Raw genomic sequence first — 20,579 nt, 5'->3', positions numbered from 1 at the left:
GACTCGTCACAGCGCCTTGGCTCTGGGCCGCCGGCATCCGAATTTGAGCTAACGAACTAGCCACACAGGCCACTAGGGAACGCAACAATGGAGTCCGGAGCGGGGCTCCATTGATCATCTGCGCTCAGATCCTGCTGACCAGCACCTGGCCGATACTGCGGCGTCTGGCGTGCAGCTCGCTGGCGTGGATCAGTTGCTCAAGGTCTTCCGGGGTCACGTCGAAGAACTCTTGCATGTCTTCCAGCGCACGCCTCAGGTCTTCGGCGGTGATGCCCGAAGTGTCTGTGGGCGGGTGATCGGCCACAATCACCGCGACAGGCTCGTTATGGCTCTTTGGGTAGCGAATCCGCGTCAGGTTGTTATAGGCCAGGGCACTGAGCAGCATGCAAAGCGCGCCAAGCATGACCGGGCCCAGCGCCAGCCAGCCCATGGCGATGGTCGCGGGATCCGCCAGTACCAGCAGCAAGGCCAGCGCCCCGGCCGGTGGATGCAGGCAACGTAACCAGCACATCAGAATCAGCGCCATGCCGGCAGCCAGGCAGGCACTGCCCAGTGTTCGGCCAAGCACGTGGGCCACCAGCAGGGACACCACCGCGGCGGTCAAGTAGCCGCCGAGAATCGACCACGGCTGAGCCAGTGCGCCGGACGACACGGCAAACAGCAGTACCGCCGAAGCCCCCAGCGGGCCGATCAGGTGCAGCGCCACGTCCATCCCGAACACATGCCCGCAGAACCACACACTGAACAAGGTGCCGAGGGACATGCCGATGGCGGCGCGACTCCATTCCGTGGGGCGGGTATTGACGGCGGCAGGTAACCAGCGAGCAAGCATGATGGAGACGATCCAATTGCTGATGAAGGGCAAAAAGAAGGGCTGCCGAGGCAACCCTTTGAAAGTTCCAACATTTGGGGGAGGAACCGGCACAGTGTGCCGATCAATGGAATCGCTGACAAATTCATAATGATGCTGTTTAAGTGCATTATTTTTGAAGTGTCGAGACTCTGCGTCCGCTCAAGAAGCACAGCGAACCGCCCATGGCCGTCAGGGCGCTCAAGGCATAGAACATCGTGCCTGGCGCGGAGTGGGTCAGCAAGTAACCGCAGATCACCGGACTCAAGGCGCCGCCCAGGGCTGCGAGGTTTTGCGCGCCGTAATAGCTGCCGCGCAACTCCTCAGGGGCAAGGGTGTCGATGAAAAGAAACTCCGCCGGGTAGATGATCATCTCGCCGAGGGTGAAGACAAACATCGCCAGGCACCACGAGGTCAGGTTGTCGGCGTAGCTGAAGCCGATCAGCCCGAGAATGAACAGGCTGCTGCCCACGGCGATCCAGTAGCGCAGTTGCTCACGCTTCAGGAAACGGCCGATCTGATACTGCAACAGGATCACGCTGATGGCGTTGCAGGCGAGGATCGCCGCCATGGTTTCAAGGGCTCTGTGGGAGTTCTGGGTCACCAACAGGTATTGCGAAAGGTACAGGGTGTAACGCCCATGGACGACGGTACTGAGCAGGCAGCCGCAGGTGAACATGATCAGCGTGCGGTCGTTTTTCAGTGTCACCAGGGTGTTGAGAAAACTTTGCGGTTTGTTGGGGGCGGTGCTGGCGTCTGAGGGAATTCCACGCATCAGGAAGGTGCTGAAAAACGCGATGCCGCCGGCGATCAGGAACGGCGCCAACGGCTGTACACCAGCAATCACCACCCCGAGCATGGGGCCGGTGGCGTAGCCGATATTGGTCAGGGTGTAGCGCAGCGAGAAAACCCTGGCCCGTTGGCCCATGGGCAGGTTTTCGCTGATGATCGCTTTGGAGCCGATCAGAAACAGCGCGGACGCGGTTTCGGTAATCACCAGGGTCAGGGTCGTCAGGTACAGGTTTTCGGCGAAGGTCAGCAGGACGAAACCGATAGCGCTGGATAGCATCGCGAGGATCAGCAACCGGCGCTTTTCCAGGCGATCGATGATGTAACCGCCATAAAGGGCGAGCAGGGTGGCAATGAACACCGCGATGCCCAGCAACAGTCCGACGTCCTGCTGGTTCAGGCCGAGTTTGTTACTCAGGAACAATGTGAGCAAAGGGCTGGTGATGGCGCGGCTGACGACAATGGTCAGCGAGCAGATCATCAAACGGCGGATTACGAGCGAGTAAGTGGCCACGGTGGTGCAGATTTCCTTGTCGTTGATCGTTCCCACGCTCTGCGTGGGAATGCCTCACTGGACGCTCTGCGTCCGCTCTTGAATGTGACGCGCAGCATTCCCACGAGGGAGCGTGGGAACGATCATTCAGCCACCAGCCATTTATCCAGCACCCCAACAGATTCCAGTTCCTCAAGCCGCCACAATTGCTCCAGCAACTCTGCGGCCTGTTCTTTGGGCATCACCTGCATCGCCAAACTGTGAAACTTCTCTTGCAGCGCCCCATCGCTCAACGGATTGCCCGGCGCGCCCAGCGGCACTTCGACGCAGAGGCTGGCCTGGCGTCCATCCACACAACGCAGCGTGACCACCGGTTCGCCATCCTCTGACAGCTGCGGATCCACATCAAGCTGGATGCGTTGCAGCCAATGCCGGATCTGCGGGGCGCGACGCTGCTCATCATCGTAGGCATCAAGCCGTGCATGGCCATAGACCAGTCGAACAGCGAGGGCGTAGGGCAGGCTCATTTGCGCGGCAGCCAGGGTGCTGATGTCGCGACCGCCGCACATAGCCTTCAAGAAACCGCACAGGGACACCTGAATGTCTTCCACCTGATCTGCGCTGACCTGCAACTGCTCAAGCAGCAGGCCCAGGGCGTCTATGGCCGAGTGAGTGCCACGGCACGAGGCATAGGGTTTGATCGAGCAACGGGCGAGTTTCCAGACCTGGCCGAGGGCCTCATCCAGTGCCCGGGGCACAGCGCTGTCACCGGCCAGGGTCTTGAGAAAACCGCCCCAGACCTCATCGAACAGCTTCGATGGGCCGCTGATGCCTTGCCGGGCAAAACGCGCCGCCAGCAAACCACCTTCGGCGGCACGGCCGCTGTGGAGTTTTTTACTTTGCGAGCCGTCGTGGATAAAGCACCAGAGCCCCCCGCTGAAGCTGCCGGCGATGCCCAGGGCCGACAGCATTTGCGTTTGATCCAGGCCAAGGATGCGCGCACTGGCCGCCGCCGCGCCGAACACCCCACAGGTGGCGGTCGAGTGCCAACCCGCGCCGTTATGGGCCGAATAGCCGCCGCAGGCTTCGAGAACCCGGCGACCCACTTCATAGCCGATAACCACCGCGGTGATCAGCTCCTGGCCGTTCAATGGTGTCGACCTCAAGCTCGCAGCGGCGATGGCCGCGGGTAGCACCACCGCGCCAGAGTGGTCGCAACCACCGGTATCATCCAGTTCCAGCGCGTGAGCGGCGATGCCATTGAGCATCGCGGCCTGAGTGGCGCCAGTGCGCTGGTGAGTACCCCAGACCAACGCGATGCCCGGCTCTTGTCCCAGGGTCTGGCGTACGGCACCGACAATCTCGCTTCGGGTCCCGGCCAGTGTCGCGCCGAAGGTGTCGAGGATGTGCCGTTTGGCTTTCTCCACCAGTTCGGGGGGCAGGTCTTCAAAACGGGTCTGGACACAAAAACGCGCCAGCCGCTGCATCCGTTCGCTCATGGCAAGTACGCCCGATAGTGCCGCTCATACACCGCCGCCGGATGGTCCTCGGTCATTGGTGCTGCCGACTCGCTCCACCATTGCGCGACATCCGCCGCAGTGGCGATCCACACGTCATCGTGTTGCTGGATGCCCTTGAGCAGTTCGCGCAGCACCCCGATACGGCCTGGAGTGGCGATAATCTCCGGGTGCAGACGCAGCACGTAGCACAGGCCGAAACGATGAAACCCGGCAAAGTCCATCTGCAGGTTGCCCAGGGTGTGGCTGTAGGAGGCGATCCGCGATTGCGCCGGCGGCACCGCCGGACTGAGGTTGAAGGCAAAGTAGGGCTCGTCCTCGAGTTCATAGTGCAACGGCAACTCGATCACTTGCGGTGCCGTGGGGTGGGCGAACGGCAGATCATCCCCGCGCCAGGACGACGACCAGCGAATACCTTGCGCGCGCAGCGCCTCGACAAATCCGGGCGCCCAGTTGCCGGCCGGGATGCGAAATCCCTGTGGTGGCTTGCCAGTGATATCGGTCAGCGCCTGGCAACCACGAGCCAGTGCAGTGACTTGCTCGGCGAGACTGAGGGTGTCGTAGTTTTCATGGCGGTAACCGGCACAGGCAATCTCGTGCCCGGCGGCCTGGATCGCGCGAATGTGCCCGGGATTTTCTTGCGCAACGACGCCGGGAATACACCAGCTGCCGGGTACACCCAACTCCTCGAACAAGCCCAGCAAGCGATCGACACCGCGCTGAGTGCCGTAGCGCCAGACCGACAGCGTCTTGTCACGCCCGGCGACTTCCGGGGCCTGGGTCAGAATGCCGTGAATGTCGTTGTAGTCCACGGTCAGCACCACGGCGCAACGATAACCTTGTGGCCAAACACTGGACTCAGCCATGGTGATGCTCCTTGAGCCACCAGTGGGCGACATCGCGGCAGGTGGCGAACCACACGTCATCGCGCTGACGCATGTGCTCGAAAAGGCGTTCGAGCAGCAGAATGCGGCCCGGTTTGCCGGTGATTTTCGGGTGGAACAAGGTGGTCAGGCACAGCCCTTCATCGGCGGCACCATCGAATTCGCGGCACCAGTTGTCCAGCGTCAACTCGTAGCTGGCGGTGCGGTCCAGACCTGAGGGAAAGTCCGGTGCGCGGGTGTAAGCCAGTGAGGCGTAGTCGTCCATTTCCCAGCGTCCGGGGATTTCCACCAATGGCTGCGCATGACCGGGAACCTGCACCAGGTACGGCCGATCATCGCCGCGCATGCTGCTGGAATAGATCACGCCGGCTTCCACCAGCATGGCCGGAGTTTCGGCACGCCAGTCGCCGGATGGGGTACGAAAACCTTCAGCACGGATGTTCAGATGCTGCCAGAACACCTCGCGGCATTTGTTCATGACGTCCTGCTGCTGCGCCAGGGTCAGGGCATAGAAGGATTCGTGTTTGTAGCCGTGATACGCCACTTCATGGCCTCGCTCGACAATCGCCTGGCATTGCCTGGGCCAGTTCTCCACGACCCAGGCCGGGACGAAGAAGGTCGTCGGAATCCGGAACTCGTCGAGCAGGTCGAGAATCCGCGGCAAGGCCCGATACGGGCCATACCCGCCGAAGCCGAAATACTCGGGCTTGTGCCAGATCGAGCCATTGAGCATGGCATCGCCGGTGGGACCGTCGAGGTCGAACGCCAGGGCCAGACAGGCTTTGTGACTGCCGGGCCAGGTCGGTTGCGGCGAGGAGGGCATGGGTGGTGCTCCATTGTTTTATTGGTGCCAATGTAGGAGCGAGCTTGCTCCGGGCGGCGTTCCGACGATGGACTCAAGGGCGGCGCGTTCATTCAGAAAGCCCGCGTTATCGTTAACGTCCATCGCGAGCGAGCTCGCTCCTACAAGGGGCGGACTTCGAATCAGTCGTCAATCTCGACCTTTGCGAAACCCACCCAACCGAAAACCTACTTACCGTTATTGATAGCCACGGTCTCGATCGCTCCCTGGCTCAGGTCCCATTTTTTCAGGATGCTCTGGTAGCTGCCGTCGGCAACCATGCTTTGCAGGGCAACTTTGATGGCTTCGGCCAGCTGCGGGTTGCTCTTGCTGACGCCAAGCCCCGAAAACTGCACGGAGATCGGTGTGCCGAGGGTTTTGAAGGTGTTGGCTTCCTGAGTCTTGAGGTACGACAAGGTTTCGCTGCCTTGCATCGCCGCATCCAGTCGACCTTGGCGCAGTTGTGCGCGGGCATCAGCCGAGCCTTCGGAACCCACCACTTTTATCGCCGGTTTGCCGGCCGCTTCGCAGTTGGCTTTGCTCCACTCGGCGATTTCTGCCGGGAAAGTAGTCCGGCGGCTGGTGCCGACGGTTTTGCCGCACAAGTCGATGCTGTCATTGATCGCGGTGTTTTTCTGCAAGGTGTAGAACTGCGGACCGCTGGTGAAATAGTCGACAAAGGTCACGGTTTGCTGCCGCTCGGCGGTGTCGGTCATGCCCGAGAGCACGATGTCCACACGCTTGGTGCTCAGTGCGTTGATCATTTGCTCGAAGCCGGTTTCCTGCCATTTGATCTTCACCCCCAGACGTTCAGCCAGGGCGTTGCCCAGGTCGTAGTCGAGGCCGGTGAGGGTGTTGCTGGCCGGGTCCTTGAAATCCATCGGCGGGTAGTTGGGCATGATTGCCGCAACGATTTCGCCCTTGCTCTTGATACTGGCGGGCAACTCGGTGGCCCAGACTGCGGATGAAGCCAATAGACCGGTGATGACTGCTGGAATGACAAATTTCTTCATGGTCGTTCTCTTTTTGAGTTGTTGTGAGATCCGAAACCGGACCTAGGTGCGAACGGCAGAAATGAAGCTTTGGGTGCGAGGGTTTTGTGGACTTATTAGAATTTCTTCGGGGCTTCCAGCCTCCACGATCTGCCCGCCATCCATAAACACCATGCGGTTGGAGACTTCGCGAGCGAAGCCCAATTCATGGGTGACGACGATCATGGTCATGCCGGTCTGCGCCAGATCGCGCATCACCGACAGCACCTCACCGACCAGTTCCGGGTCGAGTGCCGAAGTGGGTTCATCGAACAGCATCAGTTTCGGGCGCATGGCCAGGGCACGGGCAATGGCTACCCGTTGCTGCTGGCCGCCGGAGAGTTCGATCGGGTAGCTATTGCGTTTGTCGGCCAGGCCGACCCGCGCAAGCAACTCCAGGGCATCCTCCTGGGCTTCCTTGGGCGAGCGCTTGAGCACCTGGCAAGGGCCTTCGATGATGTTTTGCAGCACCGTCATGTGCGGGAACAGGTTGAAACGCTGGAACACCATGCCGGTGGCCAGGCGCTGGCGGGCAATCTGCGCTTCGTTGAGTTCGTGCAGCTTGTTGCCGACGATCCGGTAGCCCACCAGTTCGCCGTCGACCCAGAGACCGCCCTTGTCGATTTTTTCCAGCTGGTTGACGCAACGCAGCAGGGTGCTCTTGCCGGAGCCGGAGGGGCCGATCACGCACAGCACTTCACCTTGCTCGACTTCCAGGCTGACATCTTTGAGTGCGTGGTAGTTGTCGTAGTACTTGTTGAGGCTGACAGCCTTGACGATGCTTCTCATGTTCAATTCTCCAGCGCGGTTTAAGAGCGCTTACCAGCGCCACGGGCGAAGCGACGCTCCAGGCGGCTTTGACCGAAGGACAAGACGGTAACGGCGGCCAGGTACCAGATGCCGGCGACGATCAGCAATTCCATCACCCGGGCGTTGGCGTAGTAGATGTTCTGGGCGTTGTAGAGCAGTTCCGAGTACTGGATCACGCTGGCCAGGCTGGTCATCTTGACCATGCCAATGAACTCGTTGCCCACCGGCGGGATGATGATGCGCATGGCCTGAGGCAGGATGATCCGGCGTAGCGCCTGCAAGCGCGGCATGCCGATTGACTTGGCGGCTTCGTACTGGCCGGTGTCCACCGAGAGCAACCCTGCGCGTACCACTTCGGCGGTGTAGGCACCCTGGTTGATGCTCAACCCGAGGAGGGCGGCGATGAAGGGTGTCATCAGGCTGACGGTGTCCAGTTCGAACAGACCGGGTATGCCGATGGTGGGGAAGATCAGCGCCAGGTTGAACCACAACAGCAGTTGCAGGATCAGTGGCGTGCCGCGAAACAGCCAGGTGTAGGTGACGGCCACGTAGCGCAGGATCGGGTTCTGCGACATGCGCATGATCGCCGTGATGACCCCGAATACCACGCCCAGGGCCATGGCCAGAATCGCCATGACGATGGTATTGAACAGGCCGAACAGGATCGCTTTGGAGGTCAGGAACTGGCCGATGTACGACCACTCGATCTGGCCTTCGGCAAACGCGCGCACCAGCCCCAGCAAGGCGACGACGATCAGGGTGGCGAAGATGATTCGCCCGTAGTAACGCCGGGGTACGTGTTCGTACTGGGTAATGTCGAACTGATTCTCGGCTTGTTTGCGCTCGGCAAGGAGGCGCTGTGCCTGGGTCTGGCTCATGTTGTTTCTCCGAACGCAGGCTGACGGCACCTGCGGTCTATCGGTCATTCAAAAAAGGCAACGGCGAACACTGTAGGAGCGAGCTTGCTCCGGGCGGCGTTCCGACGATGGACTCAAGGACGGCGCGTTTATTCAGAAAGCATGCGTTATCGTTAACGTCCATCGCGAGCAAGCTCGCTCCTACAGGTGTTCAGGGTTTCAGAGACGAAAGCCGTTGTAGTCCTCGGCCCATTGGTGCTGTGCGGCCAGGGCGGTTTTCAGCCGGCCGAGCTGCTCGCGCACCTGTTGCGGCGCGGTGCCACCCCAACCACTGCGAGCAGCGATCGCCGCTTCCAGGGTCAGGCTGTCGCGCACCTGCGGTGTCAACCGTGCATCGACCTCGGCGAGCAACGCCGGTGAGGCTTCCCAGAGTTCGATACCGTGCTTTTCACAGGCCTGGACCAGGGCGCCGGTAATTTCGTGGGCTTCTTTGAACGGCACGCCGCGAACCGCGAGCCAGTCAGCAACTTCGGTGGCAAGGGTGAAGCCCAGCGGTGCCTGGCGACGCAACTCTTCGACGTTGACCTTCATGGTCGCGACCATTCCGGCCATGGCCGGCAGCACCAGCAGCAAGGTATCGACGGTATCGAGTACGCCGTTCTTGTCTTCGCTCAGGTCGCGGTTGTAGGACAGCGGCAAGGATTTGAGGGTGCAGAGCAGGCCGGTGAGGTTACCGATCAGCCGGCCAGCCTTGCCGCGTGCCAGTTCGGCGATGTCCGGGTTCTTCTTCTGCGGCATGATCGAGCTGCCGGTGGCATAGGCATCGTCCAGTGCGACCCAGCGGAACTGCCGGGATGACCACAGGCAAAACTCCTCGGCCAGGCGCGAAATGTTGATGCCGAGCATGCTGGCGACGAACAGGAATTCAGCGACGTGATCGCGGCTGGCCACTGCGTCGATGGAGTTTTCGCAGACACCGTTGTAGCCCATTTCCCTGGCCGACTGCTGGGGCATACGAGCGATGGCGGAGCCGGCCATGGCCGCAGCGCCCAAGGGTGACAGGGCGGTGCGCGCGTCCCAGTCCACCAGACGCTGCACGTCGCGCAACATGGATTGGGCGTGGGCCAGCAAGTGGTGGGCGAAGACGATCGGTTGGGCCTGCTGCAGGTGGGTAAAGCCCGGGCAGATGCTCTCGATGTGCTGCTCGGCCTGATCCACCAGCGCTTGCTGCAGAGCCAATACTTCGACCGTCAGGGTGCGGGCGTGGTCACGCAGGAACAACCGCAGGTCGTTGGCGGTCTGGTCGTTGCGTGAACGGCCGGCCCGCAGTTTGCCGCCCAGAGCGCCGAGACGCTCGGTCAGCAGACGCTCGATGAAGGTATGGACATCCTCGTCATCCTGGGTCGGGCTGATGCGAGCGTCGCGGAAATCAACGCCGATTTGCTCCAGGGCTGCGAGCATTTTCAGGGTTTCCTGCTCATCCAGCAGGCCTGCACGCTGCAATTCACGGGCATGGGCCTTGGAGCCAGCGAGGTCATACGGGGTCAAGCGGAAGTAGCGTTCGGGGCAACGCGACAGTGCTGCCAGGGCCTCGGAAGGGCCACTTTTGAAGCGCGCTCCCCACAGACGATCGGTAGGTTGAGTCATTTTTATTTTCCTCGTCGGTAACTCGAACTGAAGGCGGTACGCATGTCCGTAACAGGTGACCGGGGCTTAATCGAATAAGTCGGACCGTGTTGAGGTCATGCAGTTTTCAAGAGGGCAGTTGCAAGTGGCGAGAGCTGATCGAAGTGTCAACTTTAAATCGTTCGACATCAGCAGGTTGAGGCTGATTGATGGATTTATTTGTAGTTGCCAAGCCTTGTTTTCTGTGTTCATTATTATTGGTCGGCTATGTTTTTGTTGTTGAGCACAGCTTGTTGAATAGGGCGCGTGAGGTAAATAAGCATTATGGAAACCCCACTTTCCAATTCTGGAAACCCACCACCGAAAACCGTGCATAGAGCACCTTTGGCGCTCAGTGGTCTGGATTTCAAACTGCTCAAGGTGTTCAAGGCTGTGGTCGAGGCCGGAGGCTTCAGTGCCGCCCAGAATGAGCTGAATGTGGGTCTTGCGGCCATCAGCAAACAGATCTCGGATCTGGAAATTCGCATTGGCATGCGCCTGTGTACCCGTGGTCGCGAAGGTTTTTGCCTGACCGAAGAAGGCACTCTGGTATATCAGGCATCGATCGAGTTATTTGCCTCGGTTGATAACTTTCGGGATCGCCTTAGTTGCGCGCAGAATGAATTGATTGGCGACCTTAGTGTCGGCGTTATTGATAATACTATTTCAGATGAGCAGTCGCCGTTAGTGGCAGCGTTAAGGCGGATTCATGATGAATCGCCCAAGGTCAGGTTTCGACTGCATGCGGCTCAGTTAGATGAAGTGGAACGGGGCGTGGTGGAAGGGCGTTTAGTCGCAGGAATAGTGCCCGTGTATCAAAAAAGAGAAGAGTTTGATTATTTCAATCTCTACGAAGAAAGATCAGAGGCTTACTGCGCTGTCGGGCATGCGCTGTTCAACGCGGCGGACAGTGACATGAGTGTCGATGTACTCAAGGACCATCAGTTCATCAATCACCGTTACGCCATTCACCGGGATAAAGCCAACTTTGCTGTCTACGACAGTGACTCTGCGTCGGCTTCTCAGGTTGAAGCCGTCGCCATGTTGATCAAAACCGGACGATTTGTCGGTTTTCTTCCGCAGCACTATGCAGCGGCTCTGGTGGCGCGAGGGGAGTTAAGGGCGCTGCGGCCGGATCTGATTAATTTCAGCACGCCATTCAATCTGATCTTGCGGCATAACATCGTTCGCAGCCCGCTGGTAAAAGCGTTCGCGAATGCCTTGGGAGTCGACCTGAAGGCCGTTTCCTGATGGGCCAGTTGTCTTTGGAAATCCAGGGGCCGGGAGGCGCCTATGGTGTTTGAACGAGGAACTCAGAAGTAACGTTTCTGGGTCGCGTCTATGAAGGGTTGTTGAGTGGCTGAAGAACTTTATTCAGCGTCGCTGCTACGGATTGATTATGGTCCGCTAAAGGGACGCTCATAGGTGGCGGTTACCTATATCACTGTCGGATTTTGCCGCAAAAAATTAATGCATGAGGGAATAGGTGGGGCCGTCAGAAATACTTCTGACGGCTGTATTGGAGGGCGTTAAGCGTTACCTGTCGCTTTGGCGGGAGGCCGGTCAGGGCTGTGCTTGCGGCAAGTGCAGCAGCACGTAGTCATTCTTGTCGAAACGCCCGGTCAGCAGAGGCTGTAATGCAGCGAATCGGGTGCCTTGTAGGGCGAGGTAGTCGGTTTTATCCATCACCAGCCACGCGGGCCCTTGCACTCGCTCAAGGTCTTGCGGCGCGTCAGTGAAGGTTGGTTGCAGGTCCTGCTCGAGATTGACCATGAACTTGATAGCCTTGGCGTCTTTCCCCATGGCGTGCAGGACGACGGTCGCCGGATCGTGCTGGATCATATCGTGAGCGGCGAGGGTGAAGGCGCGCGTGTCATACAACTCACGCTCGGCAGGCTCGACGACCAGGATGAAACTGGACCACACGGCCAGCACGGCGCAATACGCCAGCCCCACTGCGCGCCAGCGGGATTTGAACAGCAGCGCCAGTGCCGCCAGTTGTAGCACTGCCAGGAGTATCAGCATCGAAGTGATCGAGGGCAGTTGCTCAGGAAACCGTCGTTGAGCGAACAACAATCCGGCGATCAGCAAGCCAGGCAGCAACAACCAGATCCCTTGCATCAAGCCTCGAAGCCAGAGGAACACCCGGCCTTGTGCGACCTGGAACGGATAAGCTGCAACGATTGCGGCCATGGGCACCATCGGCAACAGGTAGCGGGCTTTTTTGGCCTGTGGTATGGACAAACCGATCATCACGATCAGCCCGGCGGCAGCGCAAAAAAACAGCAAACGTAATGCCGGCCGTTGATGCTGACGACCAGCCGCAATCACCGATGCCAAAACCAGCAGCGCCAGCGGGTAGGCCAGCGCAAAGTTGCCAAGCGAACTGCCGAAGTAAAAAAACAGGCCGCTGGAGCCTTCTCTGCCGTCCATGCGCCCCATGAACTGCATGCGGATCACGTCCTGGACGAAGGCCGAACCACCGCTGACGTTCGCCAGCCACAGCAGCAGACCGATACCCGCCGCCAGCAGCAGCCCGGCCAGCAAGCCGACGCTGATCATCCGGCGCCACTGGCCGTTGAGCAGGTAATAGCTGCACAGCACGCCAGTGGGTACCACCAGCCCGATGGGCCCGCGAATGGCAAAACCGAGTACCAGCAGCGCGAGTATCCAGACCAGCCGCCGTGGTGCGGCGAAATGGTCGGCGGCATAGCCCAGGTAGAACACGGTAAAGGTCACGGCCGCGACCATCTGGTCGAGGGACACGGCGCGGGTTTCGGTGATGAAGGTATTGGTCAGCAACAGCAGGGCGATGCTCAGCAGCGCCCAGGTTCTGGAGTAGGGCGCCACCAGGCGATACATCAGCGTGACGATCAGCGCCGAGGCAATGGCGCTGGGCAACCAGGCCGTCAAGGCGTTTACCTGGCCGAACGGCAGCGACAGCAGCCAGGTAAACAGGGTCGAGGTGGCCCAGTAGTCAGCGTAAGGCTGGCCATAGGTGGTCGGGAAGAATCCCGGCCCATGGCGCAGCATTTCCTGAGCGAACAGCACGAACCGCGTGTCGAAGCCTATCGCCGTTTGCTGGTAGACCCCGGCGCAGAACAGCAACAGCGCCAAAAGTCCCAGCCCTAACGACTGCTGACGGATCCTTGTCAATGGATAAGCGTGCACGCGGCCTCCTAGGCTACGACTGGGGCGGATGGCCACTGCTGATCAGGGATTGGCAGGTTGCGCGACTCGCCACGACCCATCGGGAAGTACTTGAAGCCTTTGCGTGCCAGACGATCGGCGTCATACAGGTTGCGCCCGTCGAAGATCACCGGGGCTTTGAGCCGCTGCTCGATCAACTTGAAATCCGGCGCCTTGAACTGTTGCCATTCGGTGCAGACGATCAAGGCATCTGCGCCCACCAGTGCGGACTCTGGCGTACCCATCAACGACAGGTTTTGTTGATTCGGGTACAGCCGTTGGGTCTCTTGCATGGCTTCAGGGTCGAAGGCCCGTACCTGTGCGCCGGCAGCCCATAAGGCTTCCATCAGCACCCGGCTTGGCGCATCGCGCATGTCGTCGGTGTTGGGTTTGAATGCCAGGCCCCAGAGGGCGAAGGTCTTGCCCTTCAGCTCACCCTTGTAGAACGCGTTGATGCGCTCGAAAAGCTTGTGTTTCTGCCGCTCGTTGATGGCCTCGACCGCCTGCAGCAGGTCGCTGGAGCAGTTCGCTTCCTGGGCACTGTGGATCAGGGCGCGCATATCCTTGGGGAAACACGAACCGCCATAGCCGCAGCCAGGGTAGATGAAGTGGTAGCCGATGCGCTGGTCCGCACCGATGCCCATGCGTACGGCTTCGATATCCGCACCCAGGTGTTCGGCCAGTTCTGCGATCTGGTTGATAAAGCTGATTTTGGTCGCGAGCATGCAGTTGGCTGCATACTTGGTCAGTTCGGCACTGCGCAGGTCCATGAAGATGATGCGGTCATGGTTGCGGTTGAAGGGCGCGTAAAGTTCGCGCATCACTTCACGGACTTCTTCACGTTCGCAACCGATGACGATGCGGTCAGGGCGGCGGCAGTCGCTGACGGCCGAACCTTCCTTGAGGAATTCCGGGTTGGAAACGATATCGAACTCCAGGGTGCGCCCGTCCTTGTTCAGGACTTCTTCGATGTGCGCCCGCAGGGTGTCGCCTGTGCCGACCGGAACAGTGGATTTTTCCACGAGAATCAGCGGTTCGACCCGATGGCGTGCGACCGCGTCACCCACGGACAAGACATATTTCAGGTCGGCCGAGCCGTCCTCGTCCGATGGCGTGCCGACAGCGATGAACAACACTTGCCCGTGTTCGATCGCCAGCTTTTCGTCGCTGGTGAAATGCAGGCGCCCGCTCTCCAGGTTCTCCTTGACCATGGTCTCCAGCCCTGGTTCAAAGATAGTGACGTGGCCTTTCTGCAGCAATTTGATTTTGTTCTGATCGACGTCCATGCAGATGACATCATGACCGACTTCAGCCAGGACAGTTGCCTGCACCAGACCTACATAACCGCTACCAATTACGCTGATTTTCATACGGAGTCCCTAGGACGGGGTATACGTGAAGAGTTAATGGTGATAACACCGAGCATGACCAAGGCCACCCCCAGTGTTTTGGACATACTGAAGTGTTCATTGAAGAACGGCAAACTGGCGGCAAGCAGATACACCAGGGCGTAGCTGATGCTCAGCAAGGAATAGGCCCTGCCCAGTGGCAGGTCACGCAATGCGGCGAGCCAGCAGAGCATGGACAGGGCATACGCCAGGATAGAGCTGAACACTATTCCCAGTGCCAGCAGATCGACACTGCCGCCGGTCAGGGCTTCGAGCCACTGCGCCGGTGCTGGCAAACGGGTCATGCTCCAGCGCATACCCAGTTGCGCACCGCTGACCAGCAGCACGCTGCCCATGGCGAAGATAATTCCACGGCGCAGATTCATGCGTGTACTCCCAGCAACACGACACCGGCAATGACCAGGGCGACTCCCAGCCAATGACGACCGTCGACATGCTCATGGAACACGAAGCGCGCGACCAGGGTGATGAGCACGAAATTCAGGCTCAGCATCGGATAAGCGATACCGACTTCCAGTCGCTGCAATACCAATAGCCAAACCAGCAAACCGAAACCAAGGCAGGCGAGGGCGAGCCACAGCCATGGGGAGAGCAGCTTGGCGATCCAGTCATGATCTGTCCCGCGCCAGCTTTCCACGGCGTATTTCTGGGCGATCTGCCCCATACAGGTCAGCAGGCAAGCGGTCAGTAGTAACAGCAGGGTCATGGCGCACTCTGGGAGAAGATCAGAATCACGATATTGCCTTGCTCATAGCGCTTGGCATCTTTGGGAAGCAACTCGATTTCATGCAGTTCGTCGTCGCTTTTGACCCGCATCACCACGCCGACCGAGCCGGTCTTGCGGGCGTCGCTCATCCATTGCTGAATCTGCTCGAGATTGACCTGGCGCTGGGCGGAGTCGGGATAAGCCAGGCCATATTTCACCTCGCCCACGGTGTTGTACAGCGCCACATCCGGGCGTTGCAGACGCCAGGCCAGGGCCGAGGCAGCACCCAGGTCATTGCTCAGCAGTTTCCCGGTCTGGCCAAGTTCCTGAGCATGGTCGATGATGAATTGGTCGGGCATCTTGTTGTAGACCAGCGAGTTGGGCAGCGCAGCAGGTGCCAATGCCACCAGCAGCCAGCTGCCGAGCGCCGGCGCGGCCCATAGCCGCAGCGGCCTGAACGCTTGCACAAGATTGCAGATGATCCAGCCGAACAGCACGATGAACACCAGCACCAGACTCTGGAGTTCATCCATGTACACCGGGTTCTTCAGCTGGAAGTAGACCAGTGCCAGCAGAGCGAGCAGGCCCAGTACCGCGTTGAGGAGCCCGTTCAGGCCGATAGCCCGGCCGCGCGCTGCAGCCACTCGATCCATCAGCGCATTGCCCATCAGCAAGGCCAGCGGCAACAGGCAGGGCATGATATAGGTCGCAAGCTTGCCTTTGCTCAGGCTGAAAAACGCCAGTGGCAGCAATAGCCAGAGCAGCAGGAACCCGATGCTGGCCTGACCTTTGGTTTGCCAGGCCTGTTTGAATGTCGAGGGCAGCAACCCGGCCCATGGCAGGCTGAAAGCCACCAGCATCGGCAGGTAGAACCACCAGGGTTGAGAGTGCTGGGCATCGTCCCCGGCGAAGCGCCGAATGTGCTCATGCCAGAAGAAGAACCGCCAGTAGTCCGGTTCTTGAGCGTGGACGGCCAGGACCCACGGCAAGCTCACCGCAATTGCCACCACGACCGCTACGCAACCGTAGGTCAGCAACTCACGCAAACGCTTTTGCCAGAGCATGTAGGGCAGGGCGATCAACACCGGCAACAACCAGGCCAGGAATCCTTTGGTCATGAATCCCATGCCGCAGGCCAAACCCATTACTGCCCACGCAGCGAGGCGGGCGCGTTGATTCACGCTATCGAGCGCAAACCACAACGCCACCAGGCTCAAATTGACCCAGAAGGTGAATTGCGGATCGAGATTGGCATACCCGGCCTGGCCGGCGATCACCGCGAAGCTCGTATAGAGCAGGGCGCTGGTGAAACTCTTGCGAGGATCATTCCACAGGCGGCGAGCGATCAGGTAGGCCAGGACTACACTCAAGCCGATGCTCAGCGCCGAGGCGATCCGTACACCGAATAGATTGTCGCCGAACACGGCCTGACCGATAGCGATCATCCAGTAACCGGCGACAGGTTTTTCGAAATAGCGAATACCCATGAAGTGCGGGGAAATCCAGTCACCGCTCAGGAGCATTTCCTGACTGATTTGGGCGTAGCGGGTTTCGTCCGGAATCCACAGCCCGTGAGAGGCCAGAGGCAGCAGATAAAACAAACCGAATGCCAGCAACAGCAAAGGCAGCGCCCAACGGTTGGTCATGCGCCTTGCACTCCCAGCCAACCCTCGCGACCCTCCAGGGCACCGCGTATCACCCGGCCTGCAGGCAAGCTGCCAGGCTCGGCGGGCAGCAAATTGCCCAAGGGTTGAAACTGGATGTCACGTTGACTGGCCGTAGCCAACAGCTGACGAAAATCGTTAGCCATCAGAATCCCTTCTACTTCCGCATGAATCGTGTAGACGTTCAGCTTTTCAGGGCTGAAACGATCAAGAATGAATGAGTTGAAATCATTGGCGGCAACCACCGGCCCGACGACTTCGTCGAAAGTCGGCAAGTCGACCGGAATCTGTGGCGCGCCCAGGCTGCCGTCAGCCAGCCGCGGCTGGAACAGACTCTGACCGCGACAATCGCTGTTGTAACGGAAGCCAAAACGTTGCTTGGCCTCGATGACGCGTTCATCGGCACGCCAACCGGCAGAGGCCGAACAATCGACAGCCTGGCCGATAATATCGCTGAGGCTGTCGACGCCACGACGAATTTGCTCGATCAGATCCGCTTCACTCCAGCGCCCGGCGTTGGCTTGCCAGCCATGGTGATCCCAGGCGTGCAAACCAACCTCATGCCCGGCCGCAAGCGTCTGACGCATGAGATGCCCGAGATCACGACCGATGGGTTTGCCTGGCCAGGCAGTGCCGGCCAGCAAAATATCCCAGCCGTACAAACCGGCCGCATTGGAGCGCAGCATCTTCCAGAGAAATTGCGGGCGGATGAGGCGCCATAAATGGCGCCCCATGTTGTCCGGACCAACGCTGAAGAAAAACGTCGCCTTGACCTGTGCTTCATCGAGCGTCTCCAACAACCGGGGTACCCCCTCACGGGTACCTCGGTAGGTGTCGACATCGATCCGAAGACCTGCCTGCATCAGCGCTTGTCCGCGATTTCGAGCATGGCTTCACGCAGGAAGAAGTCCAGTGTGTTGCCGATGGTTTCGCTCATCTCCACGGTTGGCTCCCAGTTCAGCAGGCGCTTGGCGTTTTCGATGCTTGGCTTGCGGTGTGCCACGTCCTGGTAACCGGTGCCGTAGAACGCCTTGCTCTCTACGTCGCGGAAACCGGCGAACGGAGGGAAGTTGGCGCGCAGCGGGTGAGCTTCGAACTGACGCAGCAGTTCTTCGCCCAGTTGACGGATGCTGGCTTCGTTTTCCGGGTTACCGATGTTGATGACCTGGCCGTTGCAGGCATCGTTGTCGTTGTCGATGATGCGTGCCAGGGCTTCGATGCCGTCGGCGATGTCGGTGAAGCAGCGCTTCTGCTCGCCACCGTCGAACAGGCGGATTGGCGTACCTTCCACCAGGTTCAGGATCAACTGGGTGATGGCGCGGGAGCTGCCGATACGGGCCGAGTCCAGACGGTCCAGGCGCGGGCCCATCCAGTTGAACGGACGGAACAGGGTGAAGTTCAGGCCCTTGGCACCGTAGGCCCAGATCACGCGGTCCAGCAGTTGCTTGGAAACCGAGTAGATCCAGCGCTGCTTGTTGATCGGACCGACCACCAGGTTGGAGGTGTCTTCGTCGAAGTACTGGTCCTGGCACATGCCATAGACTTCGGAGGTCGACGGGAAGATCACGCGCTTGTTGTACTTGACGCAGTAGCGAACCAGTTTCAGGTTCTCTTCGAAGTCCAGTTCGAATACGCGCAGCGGGTTGCGGGTGTATTCGATCGGCGTGGCGATGGCCACCAGCGGCAGGACCACGTCGCACTTCTTGATGTGGTACTCGATCCACTCGGAGTGAATGCTGATGTCGCCTTCCACGTAGTGGAAGTTCGGGTGGCTGCGCAGGCGCTCGATGGCGTCGGAGCCGATGTCCAGGCCGTAGACTTCGTAGCGGTCGTCACGCAGCAGGCGCTCGGACAAATGGTTACCGATAAAGCCGTTCACACCGAGGATCAGTACGCGGGTACGGCGTGGCTTGCGGCCGGATTCGGCACCGCGCAGCACGGAGCCGTCCACCAGGCCCAGCTCGTTAGCCAGGGAAGGACCGGCCAGGTACAGGCCATTGTCATTGCGCTGACCAAAAGTGATTACCAGCGAGTCTTCACCGCAGGCGATGCGCAGCGGGTTGACGCTGATCACACGACCTGGTGCCAGGCCTTCGTTGCCCTTGGCGACTTCAGCGCTCCAGACAATCAGTTTGTGCTCGCCCACGTCGCAGAAAGCGCCCGGGTAAGGCTGGGTCACGGCGCGAACCAGGTTGAACAGCTCTTCGGCAGGTTTGTTCCAGACAAGCTTGCCGTCCGCTGGGGTACGACGACCGAAAGAAGTGGCCTTGGATTCGTCCTGGGCGGTTTCGGTGACTTTGCCCTGGACAAGCAGCGGCAGGGTGTCGCGCAGCAGGTTGGAAGCGGCTTCACGCAGCTTGCCGTGCAGGCTCAGGGCGGTATCGGCACGGTCGATCGCGACACGTTGCTGGGCGACGATTGCGCCAGCGTCGGCACGCTTGACCATGCGGTGCAGGGTCACGCCGGTTTCGGTTTCGCCGTTGACCAGTACCCAGTTCGCTGGAGCGCGGCCACGGTAGGTTGGCAGCAGCGAGCCGTGCAGGTTGAACGCACCTTTGCTGGCGGTAGCCAACAGTTGCTCGCCCAGCAGGTTGCGGTAGTAGAACGAGAACAGGTAGTCCGGGTTCAGTTTGGCGATGCGCTCGATCCACAGCGGGTGGTTGGCATCTTCCGGTGCGTGCACGGGAATGCCTTTACGGGCGCACAATTGGGCTACTGAGCCGTAGAAGGTGTTTTCCTTCGGATCATCGGCGTGGGTAAACACGGCAGCAATCTCGAAACCTGCGTTGAGCAGTGCTTCGATACCTGCACAGCCGATGTCGTGGTAGGCGAAAACAACAGCTTTTGGATTCATGGCGAAACCTGATCAGTAGTGGTGGAAGGCAGACCGTCGACAGTGACAACGGGAGCAGGAGTAGCGGGTTTGTTACGTAGGATTTTTTCGATAAAGAAGCGCGGCCGGGCGCGGACATCGCTGTACATGCGGCCCAGGTATTCACCCAGAAGGCCCATGCCGATGAACTGGCCGCCGGTGAACACAAAGAGCACTGCGAACAGTACGAAGGTGCCATCACCCGCCCAGCTGGCGCCGAATATCAGGCGCAGGAAGATCAGCAGGAAGGCAAACAGCGCTCCCAGTGCCGCGAGGCTGAACCCAATGATGCTCAGCAGTCGCAACGGGGTAGTGGTCATGCAGGTCAGCAGATCGAACATCAGGCTGATCAGGCGCATCGGGCTGTATTTCGACTCGCCATGCTCGCGCTCGGCGTGCTGCACCAGGATTTCGGTGGTGTGACGGGCGAAGCTGTTGGCCAGAATCGGGATGAAGGTGCTGCGTTCCCGGCAGGCCAGCATGGCGTCGACGATGGTGCGGCGGTAGGCGCGCAGCATGCAGCCGTAGTCGCTCATGGCGACACCGGTTGAGCGTTGCACTGCCAGGTTGATCAGTTTCGACGGCCAGCGGCGCAGGGCCGAGTCCTGACGATTGTTGCGCACGGTGGCAACGACGTCGTAGCCCAGTTCGGCTTGTTCCACCAGACGGGGGATTTCTTCCGGCGGGTTCTGCAGGTCGGCGTCAAGGGTAATGACCACATCGCCTTTGCAGTGCTCGAAACCGGCCATGATTGCTGCGTGCTGGCCGTAGTTGCGATTGAGAATGACGGCGACCACTGAACTGCCTTCACGCTGGGCGGCTTCTTCGAGAATTTGTGCCGAGTTGTCGCGGCTACCATCATCGACCAGGACGATTTCATATTCGTGCTTGAGTTGCTGACAGGCCGCTTCGGTACGGCGCAGCAATTCAGGCAAGCTTTCTTCTTCGTTGTAGACCGGGATAACGATCGACACACACTTAATCGGATAAGGTCTCAAAGGC

Annotated in this window: 18 protein-coding genes; 1 reads left to right on the top strand and 17 read right to left on the bottom strand. The window is 59.7% G+C overall.

What is annotated here, in order from left to right:
* Positions 1-124: 124 nt before the first annotated feature.
* From AC07O1_RS07530 to argH, 9 genes are all read right to left on the bottom strand, one after another.
* Positions 125-832, bottom strand: a complete 708-nt coding sequence (locus AC07O1_RS07530; RefSeq protein ID WP_495088389.1) for an HPP family protein — start codon at positions 830-832, stop codon at positions 125-127.
* A gap of 148 nt (positions 833-980) precedes the next feature.
* Positions 981-2,153 (bottom strand): MFS transporter, encoded by a 1,173-nt coding sequence (locus tag AC07O1_RS07525; RefSeq protein WP_495013156.1) that lies wholly within the window; start codon positions 2,151-2,153, stop codon positions 981-983.
* A 122-nt stretch (positions 2,154-2,275) separates the two neighbouring features.
* Positions 2,276-3,631, bottom strand: coding sequence for an MmgE/PrpD family protein (locus AC07O1_RS07520; RefSeq protein ID WP_495088388.1), 1,356 nt, complete (start codon positions 3,629-3,631; stop codon positions 2,276-2,278).
* The gene (locus AC07O1_RS07515) at positions 3,628-4,515 is read right to left on the bottom strand and encodes a polysaccharide deacetylase family protein (protein ID WP_495088387.1); all 888 of its coding nucleotides are present in this window, start codon (positions 4,513-4,515) and stop codon (positions 3,628-3,630) included. Before AC07O1_RS07515 ends, AC07O1_RS07520 begins: the two co-directional genes overlap by 4 nt.
* Positions 4,508-5,356, bottom strand: a complete 849-nt coding sequence (locus tag AC07O1_RS07510) for a polysaccharide deacetylase family protein (protein WP_495088386.1) — start codon at positions 5,354-5,356, stop codon at positions 4,508-4,510. The genes AC07O1_RS07515 and AC07O1_RS07510 overlap by 8 nt, the downstream gene beginning before the upstream one ends.
* A 206-nt stretch (positions 5,357-5,562) precedes the next feature.
* Positions 5,563-6,387 carry an ABC transporter substrate-binding protein gene (locus AC07O1_RS07505; RefSeq protein ID WP_494991375.1) on the bottom strand — a complete coding sequence of 275 codons (825 nt, stop codon included), beginning with the start codon at positions 6,385-6,387 and terminating at the stop codon, positions 5,563-5,565.
* A gap of 42 nt (positions 6,388-6,429) precedes the next feature.
* Complete coding sequence (locus AC07O1_RS07500; protein WP_494991376.1) at positions 6,430-7,194, bottom strand: amino acid ABC transporter ATP-binding protein; 765 nt, start codon at positions 7,192-7,194, stop codon at positions 6,430-6,432.
* Positions 7,195-7,214: 20 nt separating this feature from the next.
* Positions 7,215-8,093, bottom strand: a complete 879-nt coding sequence (locus AC07O1_RS07495) for an amino acid ABC transporter permease (protein ID WP_494991377.1) — start codon at positions 8,091-8,093, stop codon at positions 7,215-7,217.
* Between the two features lie 198 nt (positions 8,094-8,291).
* A complete protein-coding gene (gene argH, locus AC07O1_RS07490) occupies positions 8,292-9,719 on the bottom strand; it encodes an argininosuccinate lyase (RefSeq protein WP_495023686.1) in 1,428 nt (475 codons plus the stop codon).
* Positions 9,720-10,022: 303 nt separating this feature from the next.
* On the opposite strand from argH, the gene AC07O1_RS07485 reads away from it, so the two are divergent.
* Positions 10,023-10,988 (top strand): LysR family transcriptional regulator, encoded by a 966-nt coding sequence (locus AC07O1_RS07485; protein ID WP_494991379.1) that lies wholly within the window; start codon positions 10,023-10,025, stop codon positions 10,986-10,988.
* A gap of 312 nt (positions 10,989-11,300) precedes the next feature.
* Here the strand turns inward: AC07O1_RS07485 and AC07O1_RS07480 are convergent, their stop codons facing one another.
* From AC07O1_RS07480 to arnC, 8 genes are read right to left on the bottom strand one after another with little or no spacing between them, the layout of a single operon-like run.
* Positions 11,301-12,908, bottom strand: coding sequence for an ArnT family glycosyltransferase (locus AC07O1_RS07480; protein WP_495088385.1), 1,608 nt, complete (start codon positions 12,906-12,908; stop codon positions 11,301-11,303).
* 8 nt (positions 12,909-12,916) lie between these two features.
* A complete protein-coding gene (locus tag AC07O1_RS07475) occupies positions 12,917-14,296 on the bottom strand; it encodes a UDP-glucose dehydrogenase family protein (protein WP_494991381.1) in 1,380 nt (459 codons plus the stop codon).
* A complete protein-coding gene (gene arnF / locus AC07O1_RS07470) occupies positions 14,293-14,700 on the bottom strand; it encodes a 4-amino-4-deoxy-L-arabinose-phosphoundecaprenol flippase subunit ArnF (protein ID WP_494991382.1) in 408 nt (135 codons plus the stop codon). Before arnF ends, AC07O1_RS07475 begins: the two co-directional genes overlap by 4 nt.
* On the bottom strand, positions 14,697-15,041 hold the full coding sequence (gene arnE / locus AC07O1_RS07465; protein ID WP_495088384.1) for a 4-amino-4-deoxy-L-arabinose-phosphoundecaprenol flippase subunit ArnE: 345 nt from the start codon (positions 15,039-15,041) through the stop codon (positions 14,697-14,699). Before arnE ends, arnF begins: the two co-directional genes overlap by 4 nt.
* Positions 15,038-16,687 (bottom strand): lipid IV(A) 4-amino-4-deoxy-L-arabinosyltransferase, encoded by a 1,650-nt coding sequence (gene arnT, locus AC07O1_RS07460; RefSeq protein ID WP_495088383.1) that lies wholly within the window; start codon positions 16,685-16,687, stop codon positions 15,038-15,040. Before arnT ends, arnE begins: the two co-directional genes overlap by 4 nt.
* A complete protein-coding gene (gene arnD / locus AC07O1_RS07455) occupies positions 16,684-17,568 on the bottom strand; it encodes a 4-deoxy-4-formamido-L-arabinose-phosphoundecaprenol deformylase (RefSeq protein ID WP_495088382.1) in 885 nt (294 codons plus the stop codon). Before arnD ends, arnT begins: the two co-directional genes overlap by 4 nt.
* The gene (gene arnA / locus AC07O1_RS07450) at positions 17,568-19,559 is read right to left on the bottom strand and encodes a bifunctional UDP-4-amino-4-deoxy-L-arabinose formyltransferase/UDP-glucuronic acid oxidase ArnA (protein ID WP_495013121.1); all 1,992 of its coding nucleotides are present in this window, start codon (positions 19,557-19,559) and stop codon (positions 17,568-17,570) included. The genes arnD and arnA overlap by 1 nt, the downstream gene beginning before the upstream one ends.
* Positions 19,556-20,575 (bottom strand): undecaprenyl-phosphate 4-deoxy-4-formamido-L-arabinose transferase, encoded by a 1,020-nt coding sequence (gene arnC / locus AC07O1_RS07445; RefSeq protein WP_495088381.1) that lies wholly within the window; start codon positions 20,573-20,575, stop codon positions 19,556-19,558. Before arnC ends, arnA begins: the two co-directional genes overlap by 4 nt.
* Between the last annotated feature and the right edge of the window lie 4 nt (positions 20,576-20,579).

The sequence above is a fragment of the Pseudomonas sp. GW821-FHT07G10 genome (assembly GCF_059418545.1).
This window is presented reverse-complemented; position numbering and strand designations above follow the sequence as displayed.